The organism is Klebsiella sp. BDA134-6, assembly GCF_015601345.1.
Taxonomy (GTDB): domain Bacteria; phylum Pseudomonadota; class Gammaproteobacteria; order Enterobacterales; family Enterobacteriaceae; genus Klebsiella; species Klebsiella grimontii.
On record NZ_CP064784.1, the window covers coordinates 5,790,012 to 5,804,757 of the forward strand.

Genomic DNA, 14,746 nt, shown 5'->3' on the forward strand with positions numbered 1-14,746 from the left:
ATCTTCCTTTTAGTTTTGCCATTCTTTGCCGATCGGCGCTGAAGTGAAGTCGTGTTCGTTGCGCCGTGCCCCCTGAGCCAGCTCCGTCATCATCTTTTTCAGGAACGGCGTTTTCAGGGTGTAGTAGCGTTTAGCAATGACCGCGCTCAGCAGATAGCAGACCGCCGGAGCGAGGGTAAATAATGAGATAATGATGGTGATAGTGGCGCTGTTCTGGGTTTTGGCCGCAGCATCGTAACCGCCGCCTGCCAGCATCCAGCCAATCAGCGCGCCGCCCAGCGCCAGGCCCAGCTTGAGCACGAACAGGGTGCCCGCAAAGCTGATGCCGGTCAGGCGTTTGCCGTTACACCATTCGCCGTAGTCGACGGTGTCGGACATCATCACCCATTGAATCGGCGTCACCAGCTGGTGCAGCACGCCAATCACGAAGATAAAGGCGAACATGGTGATTTCGGCATCCATCGGCACGAAGAACATCGCCACGCTCAGCGCCGCAAGCAGAGCATTGGTCCACCAGAAGACGCTGACTTTGCATTTCCAGTCGGTGAGCGGCTTCGCCAGCGCCGAGCCAATCAGGTTGCCGACGCAGTAGGTGGTGAGGAAGGCGGTGAAGAGACCCGCGGACCCCATGATCCAGGTGGTGTAGTACATCATCGCGCCGCCGCGAACGCAGACCGCGAGGATGTTGAGGATGGTCAGCAGACCAACGACACGCCACTGATCGTTGCGCCAGATATCGCGCAGGTCTTCCCGCATTGAGGTTGAGCTCGGCGGCGCTTCGACGCGCTCTTTGGTGGTGAAGAAGCAAAACGCCAGCATCAGGAACGCGATCGCCGAGAGCACCGCGATGCCGCCCTGGAAACCAAAGGCTTTGTCTTCGCCACCGATAAAGTTCACCAGCGGCATCATCAGCACGGTGGAGAGCATGCCGCCCGCCGTCGCCAGCACAAAGCGCCAGGACTGCAGGGAGATGCGCTGCGTTGGGTTGTCGGTGATAACCCCGCCCAGCGCGCAGTACGGGATGTTAACAACGGTGTAGAGCAGGGTCAGCAGCGTGTAGGTGACCGCGGCGTAAATCAGCTTGCCGTTATGACTCAGGTCCGGCGAGCTGTAGGCCAGTACGCAGACGAGGCCGAACGGAATCGCGCCGAACAGGATCCACGGGCGGAATTTCCCCCAGCGACTGCGGGTACGGTCGGCCAGCAGCCCCATGCAGGGGTCGGATATCGCATCCAGCGCGCGGGCCAGCAGGAACATGGTGCCGACATAGCCGGCAGGAATACCAAAAATATCGGTATAGAAAAACATCATATACAACATGACGTTATCAAAAATGATGTGGCTTGCGGCATCGCCCATGCCGTAGCCAATCTTCTCTTTGACGGACAAAATATGATCTTTCATCGCACACTCTTCTCTCAGCGCTGCCGCGGGTTGGTACCGGTTACATGCTTTGTAAACCATCCGCGCAGTAAGATGAATTGCGATATCTCATATTCAAATTACGTTTCTTGTTTTATGTGATCCCGGTAGCCTGAAAGAGTGTTTAAAAGTGTAAGCCACGGATTTTGCAAGGAATTGTTTAAGAAGGTTCTGTAAAGTCCAGTTTTAACAGTAAAAAAGTGCGTTTGGGTATGTGGTTAATGCAGGAAAGTAGCTATAATGCGCCCCGCCTCCATGTAGCAATCGAGGCGCGGAAGATCGTCATCTCCGGTGAGGTGGCTGGACTTCAAATCCAGTTGGGGCCGCCAGCGGTCCCGGGCAGGTTCAACTCCTGTGATCTTCCGCCAGTTCAATCATTTTTATCCATGTGAACTTATCCAGAAAATCAGCCTTTCGGTTCAATACCTTTCGCTTTTAGCGCGCTTCTCGCCAGTTCTTTAAACCAGCTCGTAAAATTCCCCCCTTCTTCCGCTGCCACGGTATCCAGCTATTCCTTCAACGAGTTGATTTTGTTTTCTATGCAGATTTTGCATCCCTGACATCAGGCCGTATTACTGCAACTTCATCAATCCTCCCAAAGTGTAGGCAGAGCATTAAGTAACGTCTAAATTGCGCTATAAATTAAGTGACTGATATATTTCACTTTTTATGTGTTTTTCGCGCCTTTCTGCCGGACGGCGCCTTGCCCGGCCTACGCGATCCGGGATTATCTTTGGGCCTGTGTAATTCCCACAGGGCTGCGCTGCATGGCGTTTAGTTATACAGCCCCAGCTTCTGTGATAGTTCACTCAGCTCACGCATCGCCTCCAGGCTTTTTTGTTTCCGCTGTTCCGCAGCCACCTTCTCCCGCACCCGTTCCGCCACCCTCTCCGGCTCCTCAGACGAAACCACCCGGCAATCGTCTAACGTACAATACTCCCTAAAGCGCTGGCGGAACTTCATCTCTTCTTTTTCTCTGACCAGACCAAAGCCGCGCATCAGCTGGCGCGCGACCACGATGCGCGTTGCGATATCAATATCCTCTGACGGCAGTAGCAGTATGGAATACCCGACCTGCCGCACAAGCAGTCGGTTGCTGGCAACGATCTCCGGGCAGACATCGGTGGCAAGAAATCCCGAGGAGAGCACCACCACTCGTTTTTCATGCGGATTCTCCGCCAGCAGGCGAGAGCATAGCGCGGCGTTCTCACGCACATAGCGCTCGTATCCATCGCGCTGAATATATTGGCGAATATTTAAAATCTGCTCGCAAAATTCGCTATCGAGATCGATAAGCCGGTAGCTCATCGCCTGCGCCAGCAGCGCTCCAACCGTGCTTTTCCCCACCCCGCCAGGGCCAATCAGAAACAGCGTATTCATCTTTGATTTCCCGCATCCTTGTAAAAATGTCATTTCATCAGAATATGGCAAAGAACACTGTGCTGGATAACCACCTCGCTGTTTATCTGTTCCGGTGGCCGCACGCAGCACGGCGTGATGCTCGATTTTTATCGCGTCCGCTGATTTTCACTTTTTCAATATAACTGTTATCGCCGTCGGGCCATTTTTCCCCCGCCTGCCGCGGTCTATCCTCAGTACAGTCAAACGATGAACCTTATTCAAAACCGGAGAGTGTATGAAAGCGATCGCCATTACTCGCGCAGCGACCGAAGGCAGCAATATTCCTTTTTTAACCGACATTGAGCTGCCGCAGCCGGTTGCCGAGGGGCATGACCTGCTGGTTGAAGTGAAGGCCATTTCCGTCAACCCGGTGGATACCAAAGTCCGCGCCGGGTTTAACGCCGATACCCCGCGCGTGCTGGGCTGGGACGCGGTCGGCGTGGTGAAAGCCGTCGGCAGCGCGGTGACGCTGTTCGCCGCGGGAGATGAAGTATGGTACGCCGGCGCGCTGGGCCGTCCGGGCAGCAACAGCGAATTTCAGTTAGTGGATGAGCGCATCGTCGCCCGCAAACCCCGTTCGCTGGACAACGCCTCCGCCGCCGCGCTACCGCTCACCGCCATAACCGCCTGGGAGCTGCTGTTCCACCGCCTTGGCGTAAAGGAAGGCGGCAACGCGGGCGAAACGCTGCTGATCGTCGGCGCGGCAGGCGGCGTCGGTTCAATACTGACCCAGCTCGCCAGCAAGCTGACCGGCATGACGGTCATTGGCACCGCCTCGCGTCCGGAAAGCCAGAAATGGGTACGAGAAGCGGGCGCGCATCATGTTATCGATCACAGCAAACCGCTCGCCGACGAGCTGGCGCGGATTGGCGTTAAAGCAGTGACCCATGTCGCCAGCCTGACCAATACCGACCAGCACTATCCGCAGCTGATCGCCGCTCTCGCACCGCAGGGCAAGCTGGCGCTTATTGACGACCCGGAAACCCTCGATGTGGTGCCGCTGAAGGCGAAAAGCATCTCCCTGCACTGGGAATTTATGTTTACCCGCTCGATGTTCGCAACGCCGGATATGATCGCCCAGCATCAGCTGCTGACCCGCGTGGCGGCGTTGATAGACGACAACACCATTAAGACCACCCTCGGCGAGCACTACGGCGCCATCACCGCCGCCAACCTGCAAAAAGCGCACGCGCAGCTGGAAACCGGGCGTTCGGTGGGCAAAATCGTGCTGGAGGGCTTTTAAGATGAGCCACGAAGCGATCTCGATTATCGCGGTGCTGAAGGCAAAGCCGGGGCAGAAAGATGCGCTGCGGCAAGCCCTGCAGGCGCTGCTGCTGCCGACGCGTCAGGAGCCAGGCAACCTCGATTACGCCCTGTTTCAGTTGCGCGATGCGCCGGATACGTTCTATATGCGCGAATCCTGGCGTAGTCAGGAAGCGCTGGAAGCGCATGTCGCCCTGCCGCACTTCCAGAATTTTATCGCGCAGATGAATGACCTGCTTGCCGAACCGCTGCGGCTGGATTACCTGACGCCCGTCGCGCCCTGATATTTTCTGCACTCCGTTTACGGGGGTGAGCCCATCTTTGACCCTTTGAGCTCTCCCCCTCCCAACCCGCCTCAACCAGGCCAGGCTTGATCCTGCCGCTCAAAAAAACGCTCTCCCCCCTCCGTTTTATTCAACGCCGTTATGTAGAAGAGGTTTTACTATGCAGATCAACGCTATTGGAACGAACTCGGCCAGCCAGCCGCTGGGGTCAATGGCCATCACCCGCCGCGAACCGGGGCCGGACGATGTGCAGATCGCCATTGATTATTGCGGCGTCTGCCACTCGGATGTACATCAGGCCCGCGCCGAATGGGCCGGAACGCTCTATCCCTGCGTACCGGGCCATGAAATCGTCGGCCGGGTGACCGCCGTGGGCAGTCGGGTCTCCGGTCACGCCGTGGGCGATCTGGTGGGCGTCGGCTGTATGGTCGACAGCTGTAAAGAGTGCGAGGAGTGCCGGGATGGGCTGGAAAACTATTGCGACCATATGGTGCTCACCTATAACGGCCCGACGCAGGACGCGCCCGGCCACACTTTAGGCGGTTACTCCCAGCAGATCGTCGTTCATCAGCGCTACGTGCTGCGCGTCCGCCATCCCAAAGAGCAGTTGGCCGCCGTCGCGCCGCTGCTGTGCGCGGGCATCACGACGTACTCGCCGCTGCGCCACTGGAACGTCGGGCCGGGTAAGAAAGTCGGCATCGTTGGCATCGGCGGACTGGGGCATATGGGCATCAAGTTGGCCCACGCCATGGGCGCCGACGTGGTGGCCTTCACCACCTCGGAATCCAAGCGTGACGCGGCGCGCGAGCTGGGCGCGGACGAAGTGGTGGTCTCTCGCAACGAAAACGAAATGGCCGCCCACCTGAAAAGCTTCGACTTTATTCTCAACACCGTGGCGGCGCCGCATAACCTCGATGCCTTCACCACCCTGCTCAAGCGCGACGGCACCATGACGCTGGTGGGCGCCCCCGCCACGCCGCATCCCTCGCCGGAAGTGTTTAATCTAATCTTCCGCCGCCGGTCAATTGCCGGGTCGATGATCGGCGGCATTCCGGAAACCCAGGAGATGCTCGATTTCTGCGCCGAGCACGGCATCGTCGCCGATATAGAGCTGATTCGCGGCGACCAGATTAACGAGGCCTGGGAGCGGATGATTAAAGGCGACGTGAAATACCGCTTCGTCGTCGACAGCGCCACGCTCGGCGATTAAGCCCCGCGGCGAAAGGTGCGCCGCCACTCCGCCGGGCTGACGCCAAAGCGCGCTTTAAACTGCTGGCGCCAGGTTACGGCGGAGCGATAGCCCACTTCCTCCGCCACCTGTCCGACCGGTAAATCCCCCGCCTCCAGCAGGATCTGGCTGCGCCGCAGGCGCTCGGCGGCCAGCCAGTCGGCGATACCCATCCCGGTCGCTTTGGCGAAATGGCGGGTCAGGGTCCGGCGGCTCATCGCTGCAACCTGCGCCAGGGAGTCAAGATTATGCGGTTCGCGGATGTGCTGCTGGAGATACTCAAGCAGGCCGTTAATCCGCGCGTCGCGGGTGTTTTTCGGTACCGGCTGGGCGATAAACTGCGCCTGGCCGCCCTCACGGTGCGGTGGGACGATCATTCGCCGGGCGATCTGATTGGCGACAAGGCTGCCAAAACGCTGGCGAATGAGATACAGGCAGCAGTCGAGCGCCGCCGCGGTACCCGCCGAGGTGATTACCCCTTCATCGTCAACGTACAGCGCGTTGATATCCAGCCGCACCTGCGGAAACAGGCGCTGAAAATCCTGTTCGAACTCCCAGTGGGTCGCCGCGCGCCTGTTGTCCAGCAGCCCGGCGTAGCCGAGTACAAACGCCCCGAGGCACAGGCCGACGATCTGCGCGCCGTTATTGCGCGCGCGAACCAGACCGTCCAGCAGCGACTGCGGAGGACGCTGATTTACCGCCCCCCAGTAAGGCACCACCACGATATCCGCCTGCTCCAGAAGAGAAAAATCGCCGCTGGCGTTCAGCGCGAAGCCGTCGCGGGCGCTCAGCAGCCCGGGCCGTTCGGCGCAAATATGCAGGTTAAAGCGTTTGGTTTCCGAGACCGTATCGCCAAACAGCATACAGGGCACCGAGTAGTGGAACGGGCTAAACCCGTCCACCGCTACAATCGCCACTTCCGTGAGTTTCATCGCCCGCTCCGCTTTTAAAAGACCATACTTTCCCCATCCTGCGGGATGCTGACCGCCTCGGCAATCTGATTGTCAGCCACGTACTGGCGTAGCTCATCGCGGCTGAGCAGACAGTGGTTCACCGCCTCCAGATGGCTGGCGACAATTTTGGCTTCCGGTAGGGTGAAGTGCGCCTTCAGCACATCCTCTTTGCCCATGATGATCGGCCCAAAACCGATGACGTGCGCATACCCGGCATTCAACACCACTACGTCAGGGCGCAGCCTGAGCATGTCGGCTTCCACTTCATCGCGCCAGATGGTGTCCCCCACCAGCCACAGGGTTTTCTCCTGCGGATGGCGCAGCACCACGCCGCAGGCTTCGCCCAGGCGCTCGGCCATTGCCGGCACCGCATAGGTGCGATCGCTGCCGTGCTGGCCCGAGGTGGTTTTCACCAGCGCAACGTCAGCAAACGCGCTGCCCTCAGAGAGCAGACGAATATCGCGAAAGCCCTGGCCGCCCAGCAGCTGAGCGTCGGCGTCATGCTGGACGTAAACCGGCAGGGTTTTGGGGATCGCGGCGATCGCCGCCTCGTCCCAGTGATCATCATGGGTGTGGGTGACGATAACGGCATCCACGTCAACGATCGCTTCAATGGAAAAAGGTAATTCCACTAGTGGGTTACGCAACTCGCTGCGCGCGGTACCGGCGAAACCCGCCCAGGCGCCCCTGGCTGAAAGCATCGGGTCAATCAGAAACTTTTTACCCGCATATTCAATAAGCTGGGTAGCATTACGCACATGGGTGATTTTCATGATGTTCATTCCTCTTCGCGGTTATCTGGCGAACATCGTACGTCCCACAAGCCTGGCGCAATATGGGCGTTTGGGCAATGAACGATGAAATCGGGCCAATCTGCGACGGTTGCCATTGGCTCCCGGCTATGATGTGCTGAACGCTCAACGTTGAGGAACAGTAGCTACGATGAAAAAGAAACTCACCTCCGCCGATATGCACGATGTTGAAGTTCTGGCAGACACCCCATGGTTCAGCATGCGCAAGGTCGGAATTGATATGGCGCCCGGCGATCGGCGGGATTTTTACTCCATTCACTATCCTCGCCCGGCGGTGGGGATTGTGGCGATGCAGGATGACAAAGTGCTGCTGATTCGCCACTACCGTTACCTGATCGATCGGGTGGTGTGGGCCGTTCCTTCAGGCGGCGTTGATGAAGAGGAAGACCCGCGCGAGGCGGCCCTGCGCGAGCTGCGGGAAGAGACCGGCTGGCAGGCGCAGCGCGCCGACGAAATCATCCGCTATAACCCATCCTATGGCAGCAGCGACCAGCTGTTTATCACCTGGCTTGCCAGTGATTTAACCTGGGTGGGGATGGATGAAGATCAGGATGAGGTGATGGAAACGGGCTGGTTTACCCTCGAAGAGATTGGCCAGCTGATCGCCCGCGGCGAGATGCCGGACGGGCTATCGCTGGTGCCGCTGCTGCATCTGATGGCGCAACGGCGCACCGGTTTAGCGTAACGGTTTCAGCATCCGCCAGCGAAACCACAGCTGGGCGACGAGGATCAGCACACCGCCGATAATCTTCTGCAACGGCAGCTGTTCGCCGTACCACAGCGCGGCGGCAATCACCGTCAGCAGCGGTTCCAGCACCATTATAATCGCCGCGCTGGCGACCGCCGCGTACTTCTGCCCCTTCATTTGCAGGCCGAAGCGCAGGCTGGTGGCGATAACGATGCTGGCGAGCAGCCAGCCGAAGGTCGGCAGGGTAAACGGCTGAGTCCAGCTTTCAACGGCGGCGGAAATCCCCAGCCCGACAATCCCGGTGATGCCTAGCTGCACGGTAGTCAGCGGGATCAGCGGCACCTCGCGGGCGCTTTTGCTGGTGTAGCAAAACCAGATCGACTGCACCAGCGCGGTCAGCAGAAACCAGCCCTGGCTGGGGTGAAACGCAATCGGCATATGCAGACTGAGCAATCCGAGGCCGACAATGGCAATCGGCAGGCACTCCCAGTAGGCCCGCGCCGGCCGCGCCTTCATCATCACCCATGCGGTAAGCGGCACGAACAGCATCGACAGGCTCATGATAAACGCTCCTTCGCCCAGCGACGGGGTCGTCGATACCGAATAGATCCACAGGCACAGGTTTAGCGCAAACCACAGGCCGCTGATAATCATGCGCGGCCACTGCTGCCTCTCGACGCGCAGGCCGCGGCAGAAAGGTAGCAGCAGCAGCGCGGCGAAGAAAAAACGCAGGCCGAGGAAAGCGAAAACCGGCATGCCGGCAATCGCTTCCCGGGAAAAAATCCATCCGCAGGCGGCGATAACCGTCGCGGCTATGAGCAGCAAATCAGCCTGGCGTTGCCGGATCATCGCCACGTCTCCTTGTGTCAGTCATTACCAGCCGGGCACCGCGCCGCCGTTGAAGATGGTCTCCGCCGCCTTCGCCACTTCCGGCGACTGGTAGGAGTGGATAAACGCTTTGACGTTTTCCGCGTCTTTGTTGTCTTCACGGGTCACGATGATGTTCACATAGGGCGAGTTTTTATCTTCAATAAAGATACCGTCGCGCACCGGTGAAAGGCCGGTCTGCTGCAGGTAGGTGGTGCTGATGATCGCCACGTCAACTTTCGGGTCGTCGATGACGCGCGGCAGCTGCGCCCCTTCCAGCTCCATAATTTTCAGGTTATGCGGGTTATCGGTGATATCGACCGCCGTCGGCAGCAGGCCAGTGCCCGCTTTAAGGGTAATCAGCTTTTCCTGCTGCAGCAGAAGCAGCGCGCGGCCCAGGTTGGTCGGGTCGTTCGGAATAGCGATGGTCGCGCCGTCTTTCAGCTCGGCGACGGATTTTATTTTGCGCGAGTAGCCCGCCATCGGGAAGATGAAGGTGTTGCCCACCGCCACCAGACGATAGTTGTGGGCTTTATTATCCTGTTCGAGGAACGGGCGGTGCTGAAAGACGTTGGCGTCCAGATCGCCAGCGTTGGTGGACTCATTCGGCAGCAGCGAGCCGCTAAAGCCCACCAGCTCCACGTCGAGACCATATTTCTCTTTGGCCACTTTCTTCGCCACTTCCGCCACATCCTGTTCCGCGCCGTTAATGACGCCGACTTTAATGTGCTTCGCATCGCTGCCCTTCTGGTCGCAGCCCGCCAGCAGCAGGCCCGCCAGCACCACGGCGGCGGCTGTCCGTAAACGCAATTTCATTGTTATAACCCCATCAGTCCATAGAAAATCGTTATTATTTTTCGTCTGAAACTATAACGACTTTATGGCGAGGTTTTAAACGCAAAAACCGCAACCGGAAATAAAATCATCTTCCCCCTTTCTCCCGGGGGGCGGCTCGCTGCGCAGAACGGGGACGCGCCTTACAGCCCCAGCTCACTCAATCCCGGGTGATCGTCCGGGCGGCGGCCCTGGGGCCAGTGAAACAGACGCTCGCTCTCGGTGATGGGCAGATCGTTAATGCAGGCGTAGCGCGTATGCATCAGTCCGTGCCGATCAAACTCCCAGTTCTCGTTGCCGTAAGAGCGAAACCAGTTGCCGCTGTCATCTTGCCACTCATAGGCAAAGCGTACCGCAATACGGTTATCGCTCCACGCCCACAGCTCCTTAATCAGCCGGTACTCCTGCTCTCTACGCCATTTGCGCTGCAGGAAGTCGATAATCTGCGTTCTGCCGTGAACAAATTCGCTGCGGTTACGCCATTCGCTATCGACGGTATAGGCCAGGGCGACCTTAGCGGCATCGCGGCTGTTCCAGCCATCTTCTGCGGCACGGACTTTTTGCGCGGCGCTCTCGCGGGTGAACGGCGGCAGAGGCGGACGTTGTTCGGTCATCATGAATCTCCTGTATGAATACCCTTCATACTTCAAGTTGCTTATGTGTTGGCTATGGATTACTCGGCCCATCCATGGGCCTCGCCCTCACGGGCCGTCGCAAGCGACGTTCAAATCTGCTCCCGGCAGATTTGTCGTTCCCCCCAGTCACATAGTTATCTATGCTCCTGGGGACTAATAAAAGGCTCCTGCCTCTCACCGGAGGCCAGACTTCGGCTGGTCAAATTCGTTCCCGACGAATTTGTCACTCCCTTGCCGCCTTTAAGCAACTCGAATTATTTGGGGTATATAAGCTGCTGCAGGCGCTGATTTTCCCGCTCCAGTTCGTCAATACGCTGTTGCAGCGTCTGGCTATACTCCGCCACCTGCTGAGCGGTGTAGCGGGGAGTAATATGCTGGGGGCAGTTCCAGTCAAAAGCCTGCAAATGAAAACGGTAAATACGCTCAATCCGTGCCCGATAGTTCTCCGGCGCGACCCGCGCCAGCAGCTGCGGGTCGGCATCCGCCGCCGTCACCTCTACGGTGGCGTAGATTTTCAGCCTGGCACGGCGCGGGTAATCCATCAAAAACAGGCAGGCCCGATCGCTGCCGCGCAGGTTGCCGGTGGTGATGTACTGGCGATTACCGGAAAAATCCGCCATCGCCAGGGTGGTTTCATCCAGCAGATGCAGAAAGCCCACCGGACCGCCGCGATGCTGAATATAGGGCCAGCCGGTTTGCGAAAGAGTGGCCAGATAGAAGCTGTCGCGGGTGGCAATCATCGCCTCCTCGCTGGCGCCGAAGCGCTCACCCCGGCGCTGGCGATGCGGCGACTGCCACAGCTCATCGCTGCCCATTTCATGCTGGACAGCCATCACGTCCGGCGTCATGGCGATATCAAGAAATTCTGCTGGCATAGTTCCTCCCGATGCGTTGCGGCGTAACTCATCATGGACTGTGCTGGCAGAAAAGATAATAGTGGGAATATGACAATCATCTTTCCATAAAACGGGATAATTATGGACCGACTCAGCGCGATGGCGCTGCTGGTGAAAATTACCGAGCTCGGCAGCATGTCGGCGGCGGCGCGGGCGTTGAATATGCCGCTGACCACCGTTAGCCGCCAGGTTGGCGAACTGGAAAATACCCTCGGCGTGCGCCTGATGATCCGCACCACCCGCAAGCTGACGCTGACCGATGCCGGCGTCGATTATGTCGCCGCCGCGCGGCGCATTCTCGAAGAGGTGGAGAACGCCGAGCGCCAGGCGGCGGGCGAATATCAGGAGCCAAAAGGCGAGCTGGTTCTCTCGGCGCCGACCATGTTTGGCCGTCAGCATGTTTTACCGGTGGTGACGGATTTTCTCGCCCGTTACCCGCAGATTCGCGTCCGTTTACTGCTTAGCGACCGCAACGCCGATCTGGTGGGCGATCATATTGATTTAGCGGTACGGATCGGCACCCTGCCGGACAGCGGGATGGTGGCCACCCGGCTGGGCGAGATGCGCATCGTCACCTGTGCGCACCCGGCTTTGCTGGAAAAACACGGCATACCTGAACGCCCGCGCGAACTGGCCGCGCTACCGATCATTCGTATTGAATCGCCAATGCCTTATCGCGGCTGGCGCTTTAACGCCGAAGAGGCGGAGGACCGGCTGGTGGCGCTGCAGCCGGTGCTGTCGCTGACCACGCCGGAGAGCGCCGCCGACGCCGCCCGTCTGGGGGCAGGCGTGGCGCGCCTGCTGCACTACCAGGCGATTGACGGTCTGGCCTGCGGCGAACTGACGCTTTTCCTGCAGGCGATGGAACCGGAACCTGCGCCGGTGCACCTGCTGTACACCTCCCGGGATCTGGCTCCGCTTAAGCTGCGTAAATTCATCGATTTCGCCGCGCCGGCTCTGCGTCAGGCGCTGTTGCGTATCGCCGCCGCCGTCTAGCGCACGCTGGTTTTCAGCGGCGCTTCTTTCAGTAGCCAGGAGAGGGCAAACGCCACCGCCATAATGCAGGCCGCCATCAGAAACGCCGCATGGATAGCGGATCCGAAGGCGTCCAGATAATCGAGGCGGATCTCCGCCGGGAGATTCTGTACCGCCGCCGGGTTCAGCGCCCTCGGCAACTGTGCCCCCTCAGGTAGCAGGCGCTGAAGATTGCTTTGCAGCACGTGGGTAAATACCGCCCCGAACAGCGCCACGCCGATGGAGCCGCCAATCGATCGAAACAGCGTGACCCCGGAGGTCGCCACCCCGTACATCTGCGCGGGCATCGCGTTCTGCACTGCCAGCACCAGCACCTGCATCACCAGTCCCAAACCCGCTCCTAGTACCCCGGTAAACAGATAGAGCTGCCACATCGCGGAGTGGATGGTAATGCGCGTCAGCAGCACCATGCCGACCACCCCCAGCAGGGTGCCGATAATCGGAAACACCCGATACTTACCGGTACGGCTGATAATGCGCCCGCTGATGATTGACGTCAGCAGCAGGCCGCCCATCAGCGGAATCAGCTGCAGGCCCGCCTCGGTCGGCGTCGCTTCTTTAACCACCTGTAAATAGAGCGGCAGAAAGGTCACCGAGCCGAACAGCGCCATGCCGATAACAAAGCCAATCAGGCTGCATAGCAAAAAGCTGCGGTTGCGGAACAAGGAGAGCGGAATAATCGGCTCGCTGGCCAGCCGCTCTTCATGAATAAAGCCGATAATCCCGACCAGGCCGAACGCCAGGATGCACCACAGCTGCGGGTCGCTCCACGCGCGGACGCTGCCGCCCTCGGAGGTAAACAGGATGATGCACAGCAGCGCCATGCTGAGGTAAATCGCCCCCAGCCAGTCGATCTGATGCTGGCTGCGTTTGTTGCTGCTGTGAAAGACCGCGCCGATCACCAGCAGCGCAAACAGCCCCAGCGGCAGGTTGATGTAAAAAATCCAGCGCCAGGAGGCGTGCTGCACCAGGAAGCCGCCGATTAACGGCCCAATTACCGTCGCCAGGCCAAAGACGCCGCCGAACAGGCCCTGATAGCGGCCGCGATGCGCCGGCGGGATAACGTCAGCCACCGCCGCCATGCTGATCACCATCAGGCCGCCGCCGCCGAGCCCCTGCAGAGCGCGCATCAGCACCAGTTGAGTCATATTTTGCGCCAGCCCGCAGAGGGCGGAACCGGCAAGAAACAGCACAATCGCTACCTGCAAGACGATTTTGCGCCCGAAGAGATCGCCGAATTTGCCGTACAGCGGCACCGCGATGGTCGAACTCAGGATGTAGGCGGTGACCACCCAGGAGAGCTTATCCAGTCCGCCGAGCTCGCCGACGATGGTCGGCAGCGCGGTGGAGACAATAGTCTGATCCAGCGCCGAGAGCAGCATCACCAGCAGCAGGGCGCTGAAGAGCAGGCGGATTGAGGGGACCGCCGGTTGGCTGGCGATTTCAGTTGTCATAGCATGACTCGCTTGAAATTAATTAAATGCATAATTAATATTTAGGGAAATGATGAATCTGGTCAAGGGATCGCCACACGATGTCAGCACAAAAAGACAATGAAGCCCCGCGTCGGCCCGGTCGCCCTCGCGGGCAGAAATCCGGCCCCGCCAACCGCGAACAGCTGATGGATATTGCCCTGGCGCTGTTTGCCCGCCACGGGATCGCCCGCATTTCGCTGAACGCCATTGCCAAAGAGGCGGGGGTAACGCCCGCGATGCTGCACTACTACTTCAGCTCGCGCGAAGCGCTGGTGGAAAAGCTGGTCGAAGAGCGCTTTATGCCGCTACGCAGCGAGATCGGACAAATTTTTGTCGCGCACGGCGACGATCCGGTCACCGCTTTTACGCTGCTGATCGAATCCCTGGCGATGATGGCGGAGAAAAACGCGTGGTTCGCGCCGCTGTGGATGCAGGAGATCATCGGCGAGATGCCGGTGCTGCGCCAGCATATGCACGCGCGTTTTGGCGATGAGAAGTACCACAAGATGCTGGAGACGGTGCGCCGCTGGCAGCGGGAGGGCAAGCTTAATCCGGCACTCTCCCCGGAGCTGCTGTTTACCACCCTGATAAGCCTGGTGCTGGTACCTTTTTCCCGCACCCACACCGATCCGCGGTTGCAATCGGTGGACAGGCAAATGATTGTCAGCCACGCCCTGGCGCTGATAAGCAGCGGGATCGGCGGCTGAATCCCCCCCGGCTCGCGCTGCGCTTAGCCGGGCTACAGGTGCACAGCCGTCTGCAATCCGGGGAATACAATCCGGTTCACAACCGCCTGCGATCGGGTAGCCCGGATAAGGCGACAGCCGCCATCCGGGAGATACAACCCGCTTCACAGCCGCCTGCGTTCGGGTAGCCCGGATAAGGCGACAGCCGCCATCCGGGAGATACAACCCGCTTCACAGCCGCCTGCGTTCGGATTGCCCGGACAGGCG

General features: G+C 59.3%; 15 protein-coding genes, 1 tRNA gene and 1 pseudogene. 8 read left to right on the plus strand and 9 right to left on the minus strand.

Annotated elements, in window-relative coordinates:
* Positions 1-9 precede the first annotated feature (9 nt).
* Positions 10-1,404, minus strand: a complete 1,395-nt coding sequence (locus IYV58_RS26870) for a glycoside-pentoside-hexuronide family transporter (protein WP_004126747.1) — start codon at positions 1,402-1,404, stop codon at positions 10-12.
* 291 nt (positions 1,405-1,695) lie between these two features.
* Between IYV58_RS26870 and IYV58_RS26875 the strand changes: the two genes are divergently transcribed.
* Positions 1,696-1,790 (plus strand) — tRNA-Sec (locus IYV58_RS26875).
* A gap of 406 nt (positions 1,791-2,196) precedes the next feature.
* On the opposite strand, the gene IYV58_RS26880 is transcribed toward IYV58_RS26875, so the two are convergent.
* Positions 2,197-2,802, minus strand: a complete 606-nt coding sequence (locus IYV58_RS26880; RefSeq protein WP_123828639.1) for a shikimate kinase — start codon at positions 2,800-2,802, stop codon at positions 2,197-2,199.
* A 57-nt stretch (positions 2,803-2,859) separates the two neighbouring features.
* On the opposite strand from IYV58_RS26880, the pseudogene IYV58_RS26885 reads away from it, so the two are divergent.
* From IYV58_RS26885 to IYV58_RS26900, 4 genes and pseudogenes are all read left to right on the plus strand, one after another.
* Positions 2,860-2,946 (plus strand): annotated as a pseudogene (locus IYV58_RS26885) (DUF3237 domain-containing protein); the annotation flags it as partial.
* Between the two features lie 112 nt (positions 2,947-3,058).
* On the plus strand, positions 3,059-4,066 hold the full coding sequence (locus IYV58_RS26890) for a zinc-binding alcohol dehydrogenase family protein (protein ID WP_142469257.1): 1,008 nt from the start codon (positions 3,059-3,061) through the stop codon (positions 4,064-4,066).
* A gap of 1 nt (position 4,067) precedes the next feature.
* Positions 4,068-4,370: a putative quinol monooxygenase gene (locus tag IYV58_RS26895; RefSeq protein WP_004126750.1), complete on the plus strand. Its 303-nt coding sequence runs from the start codon at positions 4,068-4,070 to the stop codon at positions 4,368-4,370.
* Positions 4,371-4,530: 160 nt separating this feature from the next.
* Positions 4,531-5,580: an NAD(P)-dependent alcohol dehydrogenase gene (locus IYV58_RS26900; RefSeq protein ID WP_195729347.1), complete on the plus strand. Its 1,050-nt coding sequence runs from the start codon at positions 4,531-4,533 to the stop codon at positions 5,578-5,580.
* Here the strand turns inward: IYV58_RS26900 and IYV58_RS26905 are convergent.
* On the minus strand, positions 5,577-6,530 hold the full coding sequence (locus tag IYV58_RS26905) for a GlxA family transcriptional regulator (protein ID WP_004126752.1): 954 nt from the start codon (positions 6,528-6,530) through the stop codon (positions 5,577-5,579). The two genes, IYV58_RS26900 and IYV58_RS26905, sit on opposite strands and share 4 nt — an antisense overlap.
* Before the next feature lie 14 nt (positions 6,531-6,544).
* Positions 6,545-7,324, minus strand: a complete 780-nt coding sequence (locus IYV58_RS26910; protein ID WP_049113161.1) for an MBL fold metallo-hydrolase — start codon at positions 7,322-7,324, stop codon at positions 6,545-6,547.
* Positions 7,325-7,493: 169 nt separating this feature from the next.
* Between IYV58_RS26910 and IYV58_RS26915 the strand changes: the two genes are divergently transcribed.
* Positions 7,494-8,048 (plus strand): NUDIX hydrolase, encoded by a 555-nt coding sequence (locus IYV58_RS26915; RefSeq protein ID WP_112166073.1) that lies wholly within the window; start codon positions 7,494-7,496, stop codon positions 8,046-8,048.
* Here the strand turns inward: IYV58_RS26915 and IYV58_RS26920 are convergent.
* The 4 genes from IYV58_RS26920 to IYV58_RS26935 form a co-directional block, all read right to left on the minus strand.
* Complete coding sequence (locus IYV58_RS26920; RefSeq protein ID WP_142481836.1) at positions 8,040-8,900, minus strand: DMT family transporter; 861 nt, start codon at positions 8,898-8,900, stop codon at positions 8,040-8,042. The genes IYV58_RS26915 and IYV58_RS26920 overlap by 9 nt on opposite strands.
* Before the next feature lie 24 nt (positions 8,901-8,924).
* Complete coding sequence (gene nlpA / locus IYV58_RS26925; RefSeq protein ID WP_142481837.1) at positions 8,925-9,734, minus strand: lipoprotein NlpA; 810 nt, start codon at positions 9,732-9,734, stop codon at positions 8,925-8,927.
* A 161-nt stretch (positions 9,735-9,895) separates the two neighbouring features.
* Entirely contained in the window at positions 9,896-10,366 is a 471-nt protein-coding gene (locus tag IYV58_RS26930; RefSeq protein ID WP_004126772.1) for a nuclear transport factor 2 family protein, read from the minus strand.
* A 275-nt stretch (positions 10,367-10,641) separates the two neighbouring features.
* On the minus strand, positions 10,642-11,262 hold the full coding sequence (locus IYV58_RS26935) for a pyridoxamine 5'-phosphate oxidase family protein (RefSeq protein ID WP_087828382.1): 621 nt from the start codon (positions 11,260-11,262) through the stop codon (positions 10,642-10,644).
* A 102-nt stretch (positions 11,263-11,364) separates the two neighbouring features.
* Between IYV58_RS26935 and IYV58_RS26940 the strand changes: the two genes are divergently transcribed.
* Positions 11,365-12,279: a LysR family transcriptional regulator gene (locus IYV58_RS26940; protein WP_112166077.1), complete on the plus strand. Its 915-nt coding sequence runs from the start codon at positions 11,365-11,367 to the stop codon at positions 12,277-12,279.
* On the opposite strand, the gene IYV58_RS26945 is transcribed toward IYV58_RS26940, so the two are convergent.
* Positions 12,276-13,772, minus strand: a complete 1,497-nt coding sequence (locus IYV58_RS26945; protein WP_004126784.1) for an MDR family MFS transporter — start codon at positions 13,770-13,772, stop codon at positions 12,276-12,278. The genes IYV58_RS26940 and IYV58_RS26945 overlap by 4 nt on opposite strands.
* A gap of 80 nt (positions 13,773-13,852) precedes the next feature.
* Here IYV58_RS26945 and IYV58_RS26950 point away from each other — a divergent pair, with 80 nt between their 5' ends.
* The gene (locus IYV58_RS26950; protein ID WP_004126785.1) at positions 13,853-14,500 is read left to right on the plus strand and encodes a TetR/AcrR family transcriptional regulator; all 648 of its coding nucleotides are present in this window, start codon (positions 13,853-13,855) and stop codon (positions 14,498-14,500) included.
* The last annotated feature ends 246 nt before the right edge of the window (positions 14,501-14,746 follow it).

Excerpts from the sequence above, each read along its gene's own strand:
- IYV58_RS26870 (WP_004126747.1), bottom strand. The coding sequence starts at position 1,404 with ATGAAAGATCATATTTTGTCCGTCAAAGAGAAGATTGGCTACGGCATG.
- IYV58_RS26880 (WP_123828639.1), bottom strand. The coding sequence starts at position 2,802 with ATGAATACGCTGTTTCTGATTGGCCCTGGCGGGGTGGGGAAAAGCACG.
- IYV58_RS26890 (WP_142469257.1), top strand. The coding sequence starts at position 3,059 with ATGAAAGCGATCGCCATTACTCGCGCAGCGACCGAAGGCAGCAATATT.
- IYV58_RS26895 (WP_004126750.1), top strand. The coding sequence starts at position 4,068 with ATGAGCCACGAAGCGATCTCGATTATCGCGGTGCTGAAGGCAAAGCCG.
- IYV58_RS26900 (WP_195729347.1), top strand. The coding sequence starts at position 4,531 with ATGCAGATCAACGCTATTGGAACGAACTCGGCCAGCCAGCCGCTGGGG.
- IYV58_RS26905 (WP_004126752.1), bottom strand. The coding sequence starts at position 6,530 with ATGAAACTCACGGAAGTGGCGATTGTAGCGGTGGACGGGTTTAGCCCG.
- IYV58_RS26910 (WP_049113161.1), bottom strand. The coding sequence starts at position 7,324 with ATGAAAATCACCCATGTGCGTAATGCTACCCAGCTTATTGAATATGCG.
- IYV58_RS26915 (WP_112166073.1), top strand. The coding sequence starts at position 7,494 with ATGAAAAAGAAACTCACCTCCGCCGATATGCACGATGTTGAAGTTCTG.
- IYV58_RS26920 (WP_142481836.1), bottom strand. The coding sequence starts at position 8,900 with ATGATCCGGCAACGCCAGGCTGATTTGCTGCTCATAGCCGCGACGGTT.
- nlpA (WP_142481837.1), bottom strand. The coding sequence starts at position 9,734 with ATGAAATTGCGTTTACGGACAGCCGCCGCCGTGGTGCTGGCGGGCCTG.
- IYV58_RS26930 (WP_004126772.1), bottom strand. The coding sequence starts at position 10,366 with ATGACCGAACAACGTCCGCCTCTGCCGCCGTTCACCCGCGAGAGCGCC.
- IYV58_RS26935 (WP_087828382.1), bottom strand. The coding sequence starts at position 11,262 with ATGCCAGCAGAATTTCTTGATATCGCCATGACGCCGGACGTGATGGCT.
- IYV58_RS26940 (WP_112166077.1), top strand. The coding sequence starts at position 11,365 with ATGGACCGACTCAGCGCGATGGCGCTGCTGGTGAAAATTACCGAGCTC.
- IYV58_RS26945 (WP_004126784.1), bottom strand. The coding sequence starts at position 13,772 with ATGACAACTGAAATCGCCAGCCAACCGGCGGTCCCCTCAATCCGCCTG.
- IYV58_RS26950 (WP_004126785.1), top strand. The coding sequence starts at position 13,853 with ATGTCAGCACAAAAAGACAATGAAGCCCCGCGTCGGCCCGGTCGCCCT.